The sequence below is a fragment of the Nonomuraea sp. NPDC050478 genome, assembly GCF_044458265.1.
Lineage (GTDB): Bacteria > Actinomycetota > Actinomycetes > Streptosporangiales > Streptosporangiaceae > Nonomuraea > Nonomuraea ferruginea.
The window spans coordinates 177,030-192,437 of record NZ_JBITHT010000011.1 but is presented as its reverse complement, the minus strand read 5'-3'; the positions used below and the strand labels follow the sequence as shown (position 1 = coordinate 192,437).

The window sequence follows — 15,408 nt, the reverse complement described above, 5'->3', positions numbered from 1 at the left end:
TCCCAGCACAGCAGACCCCACCGACCGGCGGTAACGCTACAAATCCATACGATCACATAGCGACATCACAGGCATATGCTCGCGGAACGCACTCTGAGGTCGGCGGGTTCATTGCCGCCGGAGGCACTATCTGTGGCGGGACAGCATCACCCTGGCAAGCCGGACGACAGTGGGCAGGAGGATCAACAGAACGGCCAAGCCAGCCCCGACGGCAAGCTCGGCGTCACTCCACAACTCGATCACAGGCTCATCGTGATCCGCCCTGCGAGGTTAGCCGTGAAAGAGCCCTGAAATCCTGCAGAGGCGCGTGCGTACGCGAGAACGATCTACCAGGCAACAGCAACCGCGCCCTCAGACGAGAAGCCGAGAGAAGAGGGTGGCACGCGGGGGGCTCGGGGGTCGTCCCCCCGACCAGCACAAGAGCCCCGCCGAAGCCGACGCGAAGGGGCGGCGAGCAGGGCTCTCCGAGAGAGCGGGTGACGGGAATCGAACCCGCGCTGTCAGCTTGGGAACTCTTTCAAGATAATGTGCTCTGAGCAGGGGAAACGCTGACCTGGACAGATGCCGGTCGAGTGACCGTGATTCCCCGCGAGTCTCCCTTAGTCACCCTCCTGAGGGGCACGCAACGGGCACGTGGGGGGACGGGGAGCCTCTCCTTCCTCGTCGTGCTCAGGCGACAGGTTCGGCTCTTTCAGACACCGGATCGGCTTCCCGACTTCTCAACCACGCCTTCCATTGGCTTACTTTGGGCTTGGGCGCCTCAGGGTGGTCTAACAACCACAGGAGGTACCGGGCTCGTAAGCGGAAACCCTCATCAGGATCATCGGCGATCTCAAGCAGGAGACGACGTAACCGCAATCCGCCAACCGCCCTGGCCAGTACGGCATATCCCTCATCTTCACAACGGTGCTCACGCCGTACGGCAAGGCAAATCAAGTCAACCAGCTGATCGATCAGCTCAGTCGCCAGATATGGCACGGCCCTGGCCAGATCGTGTAATTGACCGTGTTTTGTCCCCCAGCTCTTGGCAGAGGCCATCCACTCGTCCGGGTATCGGGCCTCCCACTCCAGATAGAGCAGGACATATTTCAGTCCGCCCCAATCGGCGTAGGACTCAGCGGGAATGAACTCCCACAAAGCATCTGGCAGCGTTCTCCGTCGCTCTGCGACGTATCGGCCTCCTGCCTGATCAGCGGCCGACAACCCCTCATCTCGCCAGACCTCATTGAAGGCATACAACGCCTTACTACGGCGATCTTGAGTAACCCTCAGTCGGCCACGCGCCCGCTCGCGCCGAACAGGATCCTCCGAGATCAACTCGAACGTCCACCCCAAGCACCGATCCCACTCCTCAGCCGATTCCATGATCCCATTATCTGAGCCGCAGGCGGTTCGGACTACCTTCGCCGGAAGTTCCTGCTTCTCGATGTAACGGCGCTCAACGTGGACATGGTCCTCGGCGACGGCGCACGCGACCGGGGCGCGCTGGCCGATCACATCTCCCCCGTCCCGGAGCTGGGGGCGGGAGTCGGATACGTGCGGCTGGAAACCTCGCCTGAGCCGATCCGCGTCCGTGCTGCGTACGTCTCCGACTCCGAAATCCGCGCCATGGCCGATGCCTTCGGGAGGGCGGCATGAGGGTCTGCTTCCACGGCACCGCCGACGAACTCGACCTGGTGGCGGGCCGAAGCAGAGCGGGCGCTCTGGAACATGGCTCGCGATGGCAAGGCGGACTCCGATCAAGACCGCCGGTTCCGCGCCATGGTCCTGCTGGCTACGTTCGCGAGTCTCCGCTGGGGAGAAGTGAGCGCGCTACGCCGGATGGATGTGGATCTCGCGGCCAGGACCGTTCGCGTACGCGTCGCGTTCGCGGAGCGCTCATCGGGCGGGCTGCTCCTCGGGCCGCCCAAGTCCAAGGCGGGCAGGCGAACCGTTGGCCTTCCCGAGAGCATCATCCCGATCCTCAAAGAGCACATGGCCACCTACGTCCAGGACGAGCCGGGCGCGCTCGTGTTCCCCGGCGCGAAGGGCGGCCCTATCCGCCGAAGCGGCTTCAACACCCGTACGCGCTGGGTCGACGTGGTTAAGGACATGGGACTGTCCGGACTGCATTTCCATGATCTCCGTCACACGGGAAACATGCTGGCGGCGGCGTCAGGGGCCGGCCTCAAGGACCTGATGGCGCGCATGGGTCACGACAACGTCAGAGCGGCCATGATCTACCAGCACGCGGTGAGAGGCGCCGACAAAGTGATCACGGACGCCATCGACCAACAGCTCAAGCAGCGCGACGAGGGCGACGACGGCGCGCTCGCTCCCGTGGGCTAATTGCACGCTAATTGCACGGAAGATCGACAACAGGTCCGTAAACGATCAAAGCCAGGTCGGGAACCCATCCCTGACCTGGCTTTTCACTTCGAGAGCGGGTGACGGGAATCGAACCCGCGCTGTCAGCTTGGGAAGCTGATGTTCTGCCATTGAACTACACCCGCGTCGCGGCCCGAAGCCGCGACCAACACTCTAGCGGAAAGCCGACCCACTTGACCAAGCAGAGCCGTCTGACTTCGCCAGGACACACCGGGTAGGTTGCTCATCGTGCTGCTATCTGATCGCGACATCCTTGCCGAGATCGACGCCGGCCGCCTGGCGCTGAGCCCGTTCCACCGGGACATGGTCCAGCCGTCCAGCATCGACGTCCGGCTTGACCGCTTTTTCCGGGTGTTTGAGAACCACAGGTATCCGCACATCGATCCCTCGATGGAGCAGCCGGATCTGACGCGGCTGGTCGAGCCTGACGGGGACGAGCCGTTCATCCTGCATCCGGGCGAGTTCGTGCTCGCCTCGACATACGAAGTGATCACGTTGCCCGACGATCTGGCTTCCAGGCTGGAGGGCAAGAGTTCGCTGGGGCGGCTCGGGTTGCTGACGCACTCGACGGCCGGGTTCATCGATCCGGGGTTCACCGGTCACGTCACGCTTGAGCTGTCCAATGTGGCCACGTTGCCGATCAAGTTGTGGCCGGGGATGAAGATCGGGCAGTTGTGTGTGTTCCGGTTGAGTTCGCCGGCGGAGTTCCCGTACGGGTCGGAGAGGTACGGGTCGCGCTACCAAGGGCAGCGCGGGCCGACGCCGTCGCGGTCGTTCCAGAGCTTTCACCGCACAGAGGTGTAGTACCCGGCTGCGCGGCTATGGGGCGTTGGAAGTACTCTTGCCCCGGTGTCGTACAGCATACGGAGGGTAGCGCCTAGGAGAAGGGGACATGAAGTTCGCATTTCACCTGGTAAGCCTTACCCTTTCCACGGACCATCCCCGCACATCTGGAGAACGACGTGCGCCTGCGGCTCACGCCACGTGAGGACAGCTACTATGACCTGTTCGCCGACTCGGCGAACAACCTGGTCACCGCATCACGCTTGCTCGTAGAGATCATCAGCGACGGATCGGATCGGGAGTCCCTGGCCGAGAAGATGCGGGCCTGCGAGCACGCCGGCGACGAACGCACCCATGCGATCATGAACCGGCTCAACGAGAGTTTCATCACTCCGTTCGACCGCGAGGACATCTACCGTCTCGCTTCCAACCTCGACGATGTGATGGACGCCATGGAAGCGGCGTCCGACCTCATCGTGCTCTACCAGATCGACCATCTCCCCAAAGACGTGGTCCGTCAGGTCGAGGTGCTGGAGCGGGCGGCGGAGCTCACGGCGGAGGCGATGCCCCGACTGCGGTCGATGAAGAACCTCAACGAGTACTGGATCGAGGTCAACCGCCTGGAGAACCAGGGCGACCAGATCTACCGCCGGCTGCTGGCCAAGCTGTTCGGCGGTGAGTACGACGCGCTCACGGTCATGAAGATGAAAGAGGTCATCGACGCCCTCGAAGAGGCGGCCGATGCCTTCGAGCACGTCGCCAACACCGTCGAATCCATCGCGGTCAAGGAAAGCTAGGGCCGGTGGACCTCACGCTCGCCCTAGTCATCGGCGTGGTCGTGATCGCGCTGATCTTCGACTACACCAATGGCTTCCACGACGCGGCGAACGCCATCGCCACGTCCGTCTCCACCCGCGCGCTGACCCCCAGGGCGGCGCTCTTCATGGCCGCGGCGATGAACTTCATCGGCGCCCACCTGGGAACGCAGGTCGCCCAGACGGTCGGCAAAGGGATCATTGACGCACCTCAGGGCTCTCACGGCCTGGTGATCGTGGCGGCGGGCCTGATCGGCGCCATCACCTGGAACATGATCACCTGGTATTTCGGTCTTCCTTCCTCCTCCAGTCACGCGCTCATCGGCGGCCTGATCGGCTCGGCGCTCGCGTCCGCCAGCGTGGTCCACTGGGACGGCGTGGTGGAGAAGGTCGTCATCCCCATGATCCTGTCGCCGCTCGTGGGTTTCACGCTCGCGGCGTCGATCATGATCGCAATCTACTGGATCTTCCGCAACGCGCAACCCGGCAAGGCGAACCGCGGGTTCCGCTACGCGCAGACGGTCTCGGCCGCGGCGATGGCGCTCGGCCACGGATTGCAGGACGCGCAGAAGACCATGGGCGTCATCTTCCTGTCGCTGGTGGTCGGCGGCTACGTGGCGCCGACCGACGACATCCCCCAGTGGGTCATCCTGGCCGCCGCCGCGGCGATCTCGCTGGGCACGTACGCGGGCGGCTGGCGCATCATGCGCACGCTGGGCCGTCGCATCATCGCGCTCGACCCGCCGCAGGGTTTCGCCGCCGAGGCGGCGGCGTCCACGGTCCTGTACGGTGCCGCGATCGGGTTCGGGGCGCCGATCTCGACCACGCACACGATCACCTCGGCGATCATGGGCGTGGGCTCGACCAAGCGGCTGTCGGCCGTGCGGTGGGGAGTGGCGGGCAACATCGTGACCGCCTGGGTCCTTACGATCCCGGCTGCGGCTCTGGTCGCGGCGCTGTCGTACTACGCGCTTCACTGGGCGGTGGAGTAGCGGCGTACATGACGTCGACGTCCCAGCGGGCGAACCCGAGCGACTCGTACAGGCGGATGGCCGCCGTGTTGGTCTCGTCCACGTAGAGCATGGCCTGGGCGAGGCCGCGCGAGCGCAGGTGGGCCAGGCCGGTCAGGGTGAGTGACCTGCCCAGGCCGGTGCCCTGCTGGGACGGGTCCACGCCGACCACGTAGACCTCGCCGAGCGGCTCGTGGCCGTGCTCGTCGGAGCCGTGGATCTTCGTCCAGTGGAAGCCGACGAGCCGGTCGCCGCGGAAGGCGAGGAAGAATCCCTCGGGGTCGAACCACGGCTCGCGCTCGCGTCGCAGCAGGTCGTCGAGCTCCCAGGCGCCCTGCTCGGGGTGCTGGGCGAAGGAGGCGGCGTTCACCTTGAGCCACGCCTCCTCGTCCCTGCCGGGCAGGAACGTGCGGACCGTGACGCCCTCGGGCACGGTGGGGTCGGCGATCGGGGCGTACAGGGAGCGGCGCATCTGCCACAGCGACCGGGCGCGCACGAAGCCCAGCGACGCGCCCAGCGCCTCCGCGCCGGGGTGGCCGCCGTGCGCCCACAGCCGCAGCCTGCCGCCGGTCAGGTCGAGCACGGCGCGCAGCAGCTCCTTGCCGTGGCCGCGGCCCCGGTGCGCGGGGTGGACGACCAGCTCGCCGCTGGGGCCCTCCACCTCGTCGGTGGGGTCGACGTGGGCGTATCCGACGAGCTCGTCCGCGTAGAGCAGCAGCGAGCGGGCGCGGGGGTCGCCGCCGTAGCGCAGATGCAGCATCACGTGCTCGTTGAGCGGGCGGACGCGGTCGGCTTCCGTGGCCGCTTCCACGACACTCAAGACATCGGCGATTTCTTGGTCGTCCAGCCGTTCTCTGATCCTCACGTGCGTACTCACAGCTCGAACTCTAGGCGTACAACTGGCAAATACCGCCAGCCGGGGCCCCGATGAATCGTTACCTTTGCGACATTGGCTGCACGGATTGTCGCCGTAACGTCATGGGCCATGACGTCCCGTTCCTTCCTCCGGCTGGCGCTGGCCGGAGCGGTCGCCTCAGGCGGACTCCTGCTCGCCGGTCTCCCGGCAGACGCGAGTAAAACTCACAAGCCGCGTACGGTCCCCGTCCGGCTGCTCGCACTGAACGACTTCCACGGCCACCTGGAACCTCCGACCGGGTCCTCCGGCCGGATGGTCGACGAGCACGGCAACACCGTCGACGCGGGCGGCGCCGCGTACGTCGCCACGCACATGAAGGCGCTGGCCGACAGGAACACGATCGCGGTGGCGCAGGGCGACCTCATCGGCGCCACCCCGCTCATCTCGGCCGCCTACCACGACGAGCCGACGGTCGAGCTGATGGGCAAGCTCGGGCTCAAGGTGGCCGCGGTCGGCAACCACGAGTTCGACGAGGGCTACGACGAGCTGCGGCGGATCATGAAGGGCGGCTGCCACCCGGTGGACGGCTGCTCCCCCGCCGGCAGGTGGAAGGGCGCCGCCTTCGACTACGTGGGCGCGAACGTGCTCTTCAAGAACCGGCACGAGCGCACCGACGCGCTCTCGGCGCTCGGCAACAGCCCGCAGATCAAGAAGCTGATGGCCGACTGGGGCGTGCCCGCGCTGCCCCCGGTCAGCGTCAAGTGGATGAACGGGGTGCCGATCGGCTTCATCGGCCTGGTCACGCAGACCACGCCGACGATCGTCACCTCCGAGGGCATCAAGAACATCAAGTTCGTGGACGAGGTCAAGGCCGCGAACGTGGCGTCCAAGCTGCTCACTCTGGTGGGCGTGAAGGCCCAGGTCGTGCTCGTGCACGAGGGCGACCAGGTGACGCCGAACCAGTCGCCCGACGCGTGCAGCGCCGTCCCCGGCGCGGGCAACCGGATCGCCACCCAGGTCGACGCCGAGATCGACCTCGTGCTCAGCGGCCACTCGCACCAGGCGTACCTGTGCACGGTCAAGGACCCGCGGGGCCGTGACCGGCTGTTCTCGCAGGGCGGCTCGTTCGGCCGCGTCATCACCCAGGTGGACCTCCAGGTCGACACCCGCACCCGCGACATCGACCGGGCCTCCACCGTGGCCGACAACCACGTCGTGACCCGCACGGTCGCCCCGGACCCGGAGATCACCGCGTTCGTGCAGACGTGGAAGGACCGCGTGTCCGGGGTGGCCAACCGGCCCGTCGGCACGATCACCGCGGACATCCCGAACGTCGCGGTCGCGTCCGGAGAGTCGCCGCTCGGCAACCTGATCGCCGACGCCCAACTGGCGGCCACCAGGACCGGCGGCAACGCGCAGATCGCGTTCATGAACCCGGGCGGCGTGCGCGCGTCGCTGAGCTACGCGGGCTCGCCGGCCGGTGAGGGCGACGGGGTCGTCACGTACGGCGAGGCGTTCACGGTCCAGCCGTTCAACAACCTGATGCAGGTGGTGACGCTGACCGGGGCGCAGCTGAAGACGCTGCTGGAGCAGCAGTTCACCGGCGGCCCGAACAACCAGCCGTTCAACCGCATCCTGCAGCCGTCGGCGAACCTGACCTACACCTACAGCCAGAGCGCGCCGTGGGGGAGCAAGGTCTCGAACATCATGATCGACGGACAGCCGGTGACCGACGCACAGACCATCCGGGTGGCGGCGAACAACTTCCTGGTGGGCGGCGGTGACGCCTTCCCGGTGTTCACCGAGGGCACCGACCTGTGGAGCGGCCCGCTCGACATCGACGCCTTCGTCGACTACCTGGGCCAGAACAACCCGATCGCGCCTCCGGGCACGAACCGGATCACCGTGACCGGCTGACACCCGGACGTGAAAGAGCCCGCCTCCCGTCACTGACGCCCCTGAAACCCACGGGAAGCGGGCCCTCGTCCCTTGATGCGACAACCTCCGAGCCGCCTCTGCCCAGCGGCAACGGGTCTAATCATCGAGTTCCGCTCTGAGCGATTCCGCTGTCGGCTTGGCGGGGTTACGTGCGGCCGGACTCCGGCGGCACAGTGAGCGGATGAGACTTCTGGTGCTGGGCGGGACCGAGTTCGTCGGCCGGGCCTTCGTGACGGAGGCGCTGGCCCTCGGCCACGACGTGACCGTGCTCAACCGGGGCACGCACGAACCACCCGCCGGGGTGACCGCGCTGCGCGGCGACCGCACGCGGCCCGACGGGCTCGACGCGCTGGCCGGCGGCGAGTGGGACGTGGTCGCCGACACCTGGTCGTGGGCGCCGTCCGCGGTGCGCGACGCCGCCTCGCTGCTCGCCGGCCGGGCCGGTCACTACGTGTACGTGTCCAGCCGGTCCGTCTACGCCCCGCCCGTCCCGTACGGAGCCGACGAGAGCGCGCCGGTCGTCGAGGGGTCGCCCGACGGCGGCGAGGGCGGATACGCGGAGATGAAGGCGGGCGGCGAGCTCGCCGCGACCGCGGCGTTCGGCGCGCGGGCGCTGCTCGCCCGCGCCGGGCTGATCATCGGCCCGCACGAGAACATCGGGCGGCTGCCGTGGTGGTTGTCCAGGATCGCGCGGGGCGGACCGGTGCTCGCGCCCGAGCCCGCCGGCCTCGGCCTGCAGTGCGTGGACGCCCGCGACCTGGCCAGGTGGTGCCTCGAAGCCGCGCTCGACGGGGTCGGCGGCGCCTTCAACGTGGTGAGCCCGCCGGGGTTCGTCACCATGCGGGAGCTGCTGGAGACCTGTGTGCGGGTCACCGGGTCGGACGCGGAGCTGCGCTGGACGAGCGAGGAGGCGATCCTGGCGGCCGGGGTGCAGCCGTGGACCGACCTGCCCATCTGGCTGACCGGCGAGGGCCACGCGTTCGTGCACGGCGGCGACGTGTCCAGGGCGGTGGCGGCGGGCCTGCGGTGCCGGCCGGTCGAGGAGACCGTGGCCGACACCTGGGCCTGGCTCAGGAGCATCGGCGGGCGGGCGCCCGTGCGGCCCGACCGGCCCGCCGTCGGCCTCGACCCGGACGTGGAGGCCACACTGCTCTCATGACCGGCGCAGCAGGTCGTAGAGCGCCGCGGCGAGCCCCGCGCAGACGAACAGCACGACGACCATGAGGCCGTGCCTGAAGGCGACCGGCCAGCCCTGGCCGAGCAGGCCGAAGAAGACCGAGCCGGCGGCCGCGATGCCGATGGCCGAGCCGAGCCGCTGACCGGTCTGCAGCACGCCCGCCGCGCTGCCGCCGCCCGCCGGCGGCACCTGCGACAGCGTGACCGCCTGGTTGGGCGCGATGGTCAGGCCGCTGCCGACGCCCGCCACGAGCAGCGGCAGCGCGGTCGCCAGCGCCACGTGCGGGCCGGGCACGAGCAGGGTGGCGGCCATGGTCGCCAGCAGTCCGGCGACCACCGTGACCAGCCCGGCGACGACCACGCGGCGGCCCGCGCGGTTCACCAGCCGGCCGCCGACCACCGCCGCCCCGGCCGAGCCGACCGCGAACGGGGTGATCGCCAGACCGGCGAGCAGCGGGCTGTAGTGCAGGCCCGCCTGCAGGTAGAGGGTGAAGATGAAGAAGATGCCGGTGAACCCGGCGAAGTACAGCAGCGCGATCGCCGTACCGAGACCGTAGGAGCGCAGCCTGAACAGCGACAGGTCCACCAGCGGCTCCCCGCGGTAGCGCCGTTCCCAGGCGACGAAGGCCGCCAGCAGGGCCAGCGACGCCGGGACCAGCAGCCACTTGCCCGCGCCCGGCCACTGGTGCTGCTGGATGAACGGCAGCAGCAGCACGGTCACGGCCACCCCGAGCAGCAGCACCCCGACGGGATCCATGCTCTCCCTGCGGCCGGTCCGCTCCGGCGGCGGCAGCAGCCGGCGCGCCAGCGGCACCAGGACCAGCCCGATCGGCACGTTCACCAGGAACACCAGCCGCCAGCCCTGGTCGGCGCCGAAGGCGGAGACCAGCGCGCCGCCGATGAGCGGCCCCGCCGCGGTCGAGACGCCGATGGTGGCGCCGAGCGCGCCGAACGCCCGGCCCCGCTCCGCGCCCCGGAACATCTGCTGGATGAGCCCCGACACCTGCGGGTTGATCATCCCGGCGGCCAGGCCCTGCAGCAGCCGGGACACGATCAGCACCGGCATGGTGGGGGCGAACCCGCACGCGGCGCTGGCGAGCGTGAACAGCGCCACCCCCCACATGAAGACCGTCCGCCGGCTGCGCGCGTCACCCAGCCGGCCCGCCGGCACCAGGAGCAGGCCGAAAGTTAGGGCGTAACCGGACAGGATCCACTGCAGGCCCGCCTCCGACGCGTGCAGGCCCTCCCGGATCGAGGGCAGGGCGACGTTGACGATGCTCACGTCGAGCCCGGCCATGAACGCGGCCGTCAGGCAGACGGCCAGCGCGTGCTTGCGGGTGTCCGCCACGTGCTCCCCCGGTTCGGTCAGCAGCCCCGGAGCAGCGAGCGGGAGAGCGTCTCGTACACCCACGACTCCCACTCGGCCGGCGACCAGCGCCGCTGTTCGGTCAGCAGCTGGTACGTCTCCGGGCTCACCAGCGCGTAGACCAGATCTCCTGCCCTTTCCGACGACATGCCATCCCTCAGGCCGCCGATCTCCGCCAGGTGGCGGGCGAGCGCCAGGTGGTCGGCGTGGCGCTGGCGCTGGTTGGTCTCCCAGGTGACGGCCATCTCGGGGTCGGCGCCGGCGGCGTCGCGCAGGACGCGCATCAGCGGCGCCACGCGTTCGAAGATCATCCGGGCGTTGCCCACCCAGATCCGCAGCGACCCGGCGGGGTCGGGCTCCCCCGTGGCCTGGAGGGCCCACGGTCGCTCGATCAGCGGCACCGGCTCGTCGTCGCCGGCCGTCAGCACGTCGAGGCCCTCGGCGAGGACGCCGCGCTTGTTGCCGAAGTGGAAGTAGACCGTCTGGACGGCCACCCCGGCGCGGTCGGCGATCTGCTCCAGCGTCGTCGCGGCGTAGCCCTGGCCGACGAAGAGCCGCAACGCCTCCTCGACGATCCGGCGCCGGGTGGTTCTGCGCTGCTCCGCCCGCCGGCTCTTGACGCGGTCCACGAGCCTGAGCGTACTCTGGTGCCTCGATTCGCTAGAGCGGACTCTAGTCACGGTGTCGGACGCCCTGCTCGAGGGGGGCGGGGCGCTCGGCCGGGACCCGGCGGGTTACCGTGAGTAGGTGACTCGTGACGCTCGGGGGCAGCTCTGGCTGGTGGCGGCCACGCTGGCGTGGGCGGTGCTCGCGATGCTGTCGCCGCCGCTGGTCTGGCTGGTGTTCCCGCTGTTCTTCGGCTTCCTGCACGTGCTGCCGCTGTGGGCGGCGACGCTGGGCGTGACCGTGCTGACCTGCGTGAGCGCCGCGGCGGCGAGCTGGCACGCCGGTGGCCCTTCGGCGCCGCTGGTGCTCGGGCCGGTGCTGCTGGCGGCCGCGGCCACGCTGCTGTGGACGCGCCGGTTCAGGGGGTCACGACCGCGAAGCCGGGCACAGGGGCGTCCAGCGCGGCGAACAGGCGCTTGAGCGCCCGCATGTCGCCCTCCCTCGACACCTCGCCGACGCCCCGCCCCGCGAGCAGGGCGACGAGCTGAACCTGGGTGAGCCGCAGCGTCAGGTCGACCGGCCCTTCCGGCGGGTCCGCCTGCCGGATGAGCACGCCGTTGGACAGCACCGTGCGGTAACGGCGGCCCAGGTCGGTCAGGTGCCAGTCGATGGCCAGGTTCTCGCTCCAGGCCTTCGGGCCGTCCACCCGGACGGCCAGCGCGTCCAGGACCTGCTCGGCGCCGAGCGCGGCGAGCGTGCCCGGCGCGACGGTCCCGCCGTCCGCGGCCGCGATCCCGTCCGTGAGCTCCAGCGCCCCCATCAGGTACGCGTTGCGCCAGGCGGGGTCGCGGGCCCCGTGGCCGAGCCGGGTGTAGACCTCGGCCAGCAGGTCGCGGGCCCGCTTGTTGCCCTCGTCCGCGAAGACCGCGTGGTTGAGGAGCTGGGCGGCGAAGCGCAGGTCGCCGCCGGCGGCGTACCTCTCGGCCAGGGCCACCACGGCCGCGCCGCCGCCGAGGCACTCCACGTAGCGGATCGCGCTCTGCCGGGGCGGGTGCTCCCACAGGTGGGCCGGGTTGCCGTCGAACCAGCCCAGGTAGTGCTGGTAGACGGCCCTGATGACGCCGGCCGAGCCGGGCAGGGCGGCCAGGGCGGGCGGCAGTTGCAGACACTCGGCGATCTCCTGGGGGGTCAGGCCCTTGTTCATCAGGCGCACGGTCTGGTCGTGCAGGTAGGAGTGCAAATCTCGGTGCCGCTCCAGCAGGCGCGTGACCTCCTCGCCGCCCCGTACGGGCTCGTGGTGCGCGGCGAAGGCCACGTCGGCGCGGCCGGCGAAGAGCGTGACCGCCTCCGACAGACCGCGCGTCCACAGCCGGGGGTCGCACCCGCCCGGCGGGTCGCCGGCGTTCACCGCCAGGCCGAGCGCGCGCCGCTCGGGCAGCAGGAACGCCAGCGCCGCGCCGGGCACGAGCTGGAACAGGAACCGCACCCCGTCGAGCGTCTCCTCCTGGCCGGTCCGCTCGACCAGCGCCGTGGGCGGGAGCAGGGAGACCGTGCCCGCCGACCGCGCCGGGCCGAGCCGCCCCTCGGGCCCTCCCGGCAGCGCCGGGCCGTAGGTGTAGGCGGCCCGGCGGTTCGCGGCGGGGGCCGCGTACAGGAACTCCTCGGCGGCGCGGTCCAGGAAGCCGGCGGGGGCGAGCACGGGCACGCCGCCGAGGGTGACGCCGCGGGAGCCGCCGAAGCGGTCGGCGCGGGAGTGCGAGTAGATCACCGCGGAGACCGGCCGGTCCCCGCGGTGCCCGCGGTACAGCCGCAGCGCGACCGCGGCGCACTCGGCGGAGCGGAGCGGGTCCACGACGACCACGCCGGTGCCGCCCTCCACCAGGGTCATCGCCGCCCGGTCGAGCCCGCGTACCTGATAGACGCCCTCGGCCACCTCGTACAGGCCGCGCCGGGCGAGCAGCCCCGCCTGCGCCCAGAGGCCCGGGTGCGCCGTGGCCGGGCAGCCGCCGTCCACGCGTCCGTACGCGTCCGCGTCCCACACCACCTTGCCGTCGGCGTCCCTGACGACGGCGGAGGCGAGCGGGGCGACGAAACCCGCGCCCCTATCGTCGTCAGCCTCGTACGGAAGCTCGGCCATGCCTGAGAAATGCCCGGAAAGCAGGATGGGCACGGTCAACGTACGTACGAAACACCGTGAACCTCCCTTGGCTTGACTTATCGGGAAATAGTGGACGGCCGAGAGCATGGGTAGGGTCTTCTCCGTGGAAGCCTGCGTATTCGATCTCGACGGCGTGCTGGTCGACTCCGAGCCGGTGTGGGAGGAGGTGCGCCGCGCCTTCGTCGCCGAGCACGGCGGCACCTGGCAGGACGACACCCAGTCGCGGCTCATGGGCATGAGCACCGCCGAGTGGGCCTCGTACCTGCACGAGCTCGGCGTGCGGCTGCCGCCGGACGAGATCGCCCGGCAGGTCGTCGACCGGATGGCCGAGCGCTACCGCGCCCACCTGCCGCTGATGAAGGGCGCGCCCGAGGCGGTGCGGCGGCTCGGCGACCACTTCACGCTCGGGCTGGCCAGCTCCTCGCCCCGGCGGCTCATCGACGTGGTGCTCGAGTCGAGCGACCTGCACGACTGCTTCGACGCCACCGTCTCCACCGAGGAGGTGGACCGCGGCAAGCCCGCCCCCGACGGCTACCTGAAGGTGGCCCGGCTCCTCGGCGTCGATCCCGACGAGTGCGTGGCGGTCGAGGACTCCAGCAACGGGCTGCGCTCGGCGGACGCGGCCGGCATGCGGGTCGTCGCCGTCCTGCACCCGCGCTACCCGCCCGCGCCGGACGCGCTGGTGCTGGCCTGGCGCATCGTCGAGCGTCTGGACGCGCTCACCCCCGAGCTGCTCGACGGGTGATCCGCTACTCTTTGGAAATCGTGCGAGACATCACGGTTTTCAGTGGCAGCGCCCATCCCGAGCTGGCCGAGGAGATCTGCTCCCACCTCGGCGTCCCCCTCCATCCTGTGCGCGTCTCGCGCTTCGCCAACGACGTCATCGCGGTCCAGCTCCAGGCCAACTGCCGCGAGCGCGACGTCTTCCTGATCCAGCCGCTGGTGCCGCCCACCCAGGAACACCTGGTGGAGCTGCTGCTCATGCTCGACGCCGCCCGGGGCGCCTCGGCGGCGCGCATCACCGTCGTGCTGCCCCACTACGCCTACGCCCGCTCCGACAAGAAGGACGCGCCGCGCATCTCGCTCGGCGCCCGCCTGGTGGCCGACCTGATGGTGGCGGCCGGGGCCGGCCGGGTGCTGACGATGACCCTCCACTCGCCGCAGGTCCACGGCTTCTTCAGCGTCCCCGTCGACCACCTGCACGCGCTGCGCGAGCTGGCGGCCCACTTCTCCCGCCACGACCTGTCCGACACCGTCGTGGTCTCCCCCGACCTGGGCAACGCCAAGGAGGCCGCCCACTTCGCCCGCCTGATCGGGGCCGATGTGGCGATGGGCGCCAAGCAGCGCTTCAGCGACGACCGCGTGGTGATCAGCTCGGTGATCGGCGACGTCGAGGGCAAGGACGTGATCATCCTGGACGACGAGATCGCCAAGGGAAGCACCGTCATCGAGCTCCTCGACCGCCTCCGCGAGCGCGGCGTCCGCTCCGTCCGCGTCGCCTGCACCCACGGCCTGTTCTCCGACGGCGCGATCGAGCGGCTCAGCGCGCTGCCGGAGGTCAAGGAGATCGTCTGCACCAACACCGTCCCCCCGCCCAAGCCCGGCGACAAACTCACGGTCCTGTCCATCGCCCCGGCGCTGGCCGAGGCCATGCGCCGCATCCACTTCGGCGAGTCCGTCAGCGCCCTGTTCGGCACCCCGTGATCGACACCGGACTGGCCGCACACGACCCCCTCCGGCTCCGCCGCGGAGGAGCTGGCCGCCGAGCTCGGTGACGCGATCGCCGTCGAGGCCGACCTGGCCGCGCCGGACGCGGCGGCGCGGCTGCTCGGCGCGGTCGAGCGGCGGCTCGGGCCGGTGGACGTGCTGGTGAACAACGCCGCGCACTGCGAGTCGCCCGACGCGTTCGGCTCGCTCACCGCCGGCGGGCTGGCCCGCCACTACGCGGTGAACGCCGTCGCCCCCGCCCTGCTCCTCGACGAGCTGGCCAGGAGGGAGCGGGCCGCGGCCGTGGTGAACATCAGCACCGACGCCGCCCGCGCCTTTCCCGGCCAGATCGGCTACGGCACGTCCAAGGCCGCGCTCGAAGCGCTCACCCGCGCGGCCGCGCTCGACCTCGCCCCGCTGGTGCGGGTCAACGCGGTCGCGCCGGGGCCGGTGCAGACCGGGTGGATGGACGAGGAGACGTACGCGCGAGCCCGCGAGATCGTGCCGCTGGGGCGGGTGGGCGAGCCGGAGGACATCGCCGGCGCCGTCGTGTTCCTGGCCTCACGGCAGGCGCGGTGGATCACCGGCCAGGTCATCCAGGTCGCCGGAGGGCACGCGCTCTGACG

At 70.2% G+C, this 15,408-nt stretch carries 14 protein-coding genes, 1 tRNA gene and 2 pseudogenes; 11 read left to right on the top strand and 6 right to left on the bottom strand.

Annotated elements, in window-relative coordinates; translation table 11 throughout:
- Positions 1 to 669: 669 nt before the first annotated feature.
- Positions 670 to 1,365, bottom strand: a complete 696-nt coding sequence (locus ACIBF7_RS41505; protein WP_397199585.1) for a hypothetical protein — start codon at positions 1,363 to 1,365, stop codon at positions 670 to 672.
- A gap of 78 nt (positions 1,366 to 1,443) precedes the next feature.
- Between ACIBF7_RS41505 and ACIBF7_RS41500 the strand changes: the two are divergent.
- Positions 1,444 to 1,638: pseudogene (locus ACIBF7_RS41500) on the top strand (cell division protein FtsK); the annotation flags it as partial.
- A gap of 72 nt (positions 1,639 to 1,710) precedes the next feature.
- Entirely contained in the window at positions 1,711 to 2,328 is a 618-nt protein-coding gene (locus ACIBF7_RS41495) for a site-specific integrase (protein ID WP_271275166.1), read from the top strand.
- Between the two features lie 93 nt (positions 2,329 to 2,421).
- Here the strand turns inward: ACIBF7_RS41495 and ACIBF7_RS41490 are convergent.
- Positions 2,422 to 2,492: transfer RNA gene (locus ACIBF7_RS41490), tRNA-Gly, on the bottom strand.
- Between the two features lie 103 nt (positions 2,493 to 2,595).
- On the opposite strand from ACIBF7_RS41490, the gene dcd reads away from it, so the two are divergent.
- The 3 genes from dcd (at position 2,596) to ACIBF7_RS41475 (ending at position 4,957) form a co-directional block, all read left to right on the top strand.
- Complete coding sequence (dcd, locus tag ACIBF7_RS41485; RefSeq protein ID WP_148037269.1) at positions 2,596 to 3,171, top strand: dCTP deaminase; 576 nt, start codon at positions 2,596 to 2,598, stop codon at positions 3,169 to 3,171.
- A 158-nt stretch (positions 3,172 to 3,329) separates the two neighbouring features.
- Positions 3,330 to 3,947: a DUF47 domain-containing protein gene (locus ACIBF7_RS41480; protein WP_148036594.1), complete on the top strand. Its 618-nt coding sequence runs from the start codon at positions 3,330 to 3,332 to the stop codon at positions 3,945 to 3,947.
- A gap of 5 nt (positions 3,948 to 3,952) precedes the next feature.
- Positions 3,953 to 4,957 (top strand): inorganic phosphate transporter, encoded by a 1,005-nt coding sequence (locus ACIBF7_RS41475; protein WP_271275165.1) that lies wholly within the window; start codon positions 3,953 to 3,955, stop codon positions 4,955 to 4,957.
- On the opposite strand, the gene mshD is transcribed toward ACIBF7_RS41475, so the two are convergent.
- Entirely contained in the window at positions 4,890 to 5,852 is a 963-nt protein-coding gene (mshD, locus tag ACIBF7_RS41470; protein WP_364232914.1) for a mycothiol synthase, read from the bottom strand. The two genes, ACIBF7_RS41475 and mshD, sit on opposite strands and share 68 nt — an antisense overlap.
- Before the next feature lie 108 nt (positions 5,853 to 5,960).
- On the opposite strand from mshD, the gene ACIBF7_RS41465 reads away from it, so the two are divergent.
- The gene (locus tag ACIBF7_RS41465) at positions 5,961 to 7,748 is read left to right on the top strand and encodes a bifunctional metallophosphatase/5'-nucleotidase (protein ID WP_397199584.1); all 1,788 of its coding nucleotides are present in this window, start codon (positions 5,961 to 5,963) and stop codon (positions 7,746 to 7,748) included.
- Positions 7,749 to 7,950: 202 nt separating this feature from the next.
- Positions 7,951 to 8,928 carry an NAD-dependent epimerase/dehydratase family protein gene (locus tag ACIBF7_RS41460; RefSeq protein ID WP_397199583.1) on the top strand — a complete coding sequence of 326 codons (978 nt, stop codon included), beginning with the start codon at positions 7,951 to 7,953 and terminating at the stop codon, positions 8,926 to 8,928.
- Here ACIBF7_RS41460 and ACIBF7_RS41455 read toward each other — a convergent pair.
- Together ACIBF7_RS41455 and ACIBF7_RS41450 are read right to left on the bottom strand one after the other, a co-directional pair.
- On the bottom strand, positions 8,923 to 10,356 hold the full coding sequence (locus ACIBF7_RS41455) for an MFS transporter (protein WP_271275162.1): 1,434 nt from the start codon (positions 10,354 to 10,356) through the stop codon (positions 8,923 to 8,925). The two genes, ACIBF7_RS41460 and ACIBF7_RS41455, sit on opposite strands and share 6 nt — an antisense overlap.
- Entirely contained in the window at positions 10,311 to 10,940 is a 630-nt protein-coding gene (locus ACIBF7_RS41450) for a TetR/AcrR family transcriptional regulator (protein WP_148036590.1), read from the bottom strand. Before ACIBF7_RS41450 ends, ACIBF7_RS41455 begins: the two co-directional genes overlap by 46 nt.
- A 118-nt stretch (positions 10,941 to 11,058) precedes the next feature.
- Between ACIBF7_RS41450 and ACIBF7_RS41445 the strand changes: the two genes are divergently transcribed.
- On the top strand, positions 11,059 to 11,397 hold the full coding sequence (locus ACIBF7_RS41445) for a hypothetical protein (RefSeq protein ID WP_397199582.1): 339 nt from the start codon (positions 11,059 to 11,061) through the stop codon (positions 11,395 to 11,397).
- Here ACIBF7_RS41445 and ACIBF7_RS41440 read toward each other — a convergent pair.
- Positions 11,336 to 13,054, bottom strand: a complete 1,719-nt coding sequence (locus ACIBF7_RS41440) for an alkyl/aryl-sulfatase (protein ID WP_397199581.1) — start codon at positions 13,052 to 13,054, stop codon at positions 11,336 to 11,338. The genes ACIBF7_RS41445 and ACIBF7_RS41440 overlap by 62 nt on opposite strands.
- A 124-nt stretch (positions 13,055 to 13,178) precedes the next feature.
- Here ACIBF7_RS41440 and ACIBF7_RS41435 point away from each other — a divergent pair, with 124 nt between their 5' ends.
- The 3 genes and pseudogenes from ACIBF7_RS41435 to ACIBF7_RS41425 all read left to right on the top strand — a co-directional run.
- On the top strand, positions 13,179 to 13,820 hold the full coding sequence (locus ACIBF7_RS41435; protein WP_261809056.1) for an HAD family phosphatase: 642 nt from the start codon (positions 13,179 to 13,181) through the stop codon (positions 13,818 to 13,820).
- Positions 13,821 to 13,840: 20 nt separating this feature from the next.
- Entirely contained in the window at positions 13,841 to 14,779 is a 939-nt protein-coding gene (locus ACIBF7_RS41430) for a ribose-phosphate pyrophosphokinase (RefSeq protein ID WP_148036586.1), read from the top strand.
- Positions 14,780 to 14,827: 48 nt separating this feature from the next.
- Positions 14,828 to 15,406 (top strand): annotated as a pseudogene (locus ACIBF7_RS41425) (SDR family NAD(P)-dependent oxidoreductase); the annotation flags it as partial.
- Positions 15,407 to 15,408: the final 2 nt, after the last annotated feature.

Excerpts from the sequence above, each read along its gene's own strand:
- ACIBF7_RS41460 (WP_397199583.1), top strand. The coding sequence starts at position 7,951 with ATGAGACTTCTGGTGCTGGGCGGGACCGAGTTCGTCGGCCGGGCCTTC.
- ACIBF7_RS41505 (WP_397199585.1), bottom strand. The coding sequence starts at position 1,365 with ATGGAATCGGCTGAGGAGTGGGATCGGTGCTTGGGGTGGACGTTCGAG.
- ACIBF7_RS41440 (WP_397199581.1), bottom strand. The coding sequence starts at position 13,054 with ATGGCCGAGCTTCCGTACGAGGCTGACGACGATAGGGGCGCGGGTTTC.
- ACIBF7_RS41465 (WP_397199584.1), top strand. The coding sequence starts at position 5,961 with ATGACGTCCCGTTCCTTCCTCCGGCTGGCGCTGGCCGGAGCGGTCGCC.
- ACIBF7_RS41495 (WP_271275166.1), top strand. The coding sequence starts at position 1,711 with ATGGCTCGCGATGGCAAGGCGGACTCCGATCAAGACCGCCGGTTCCGC.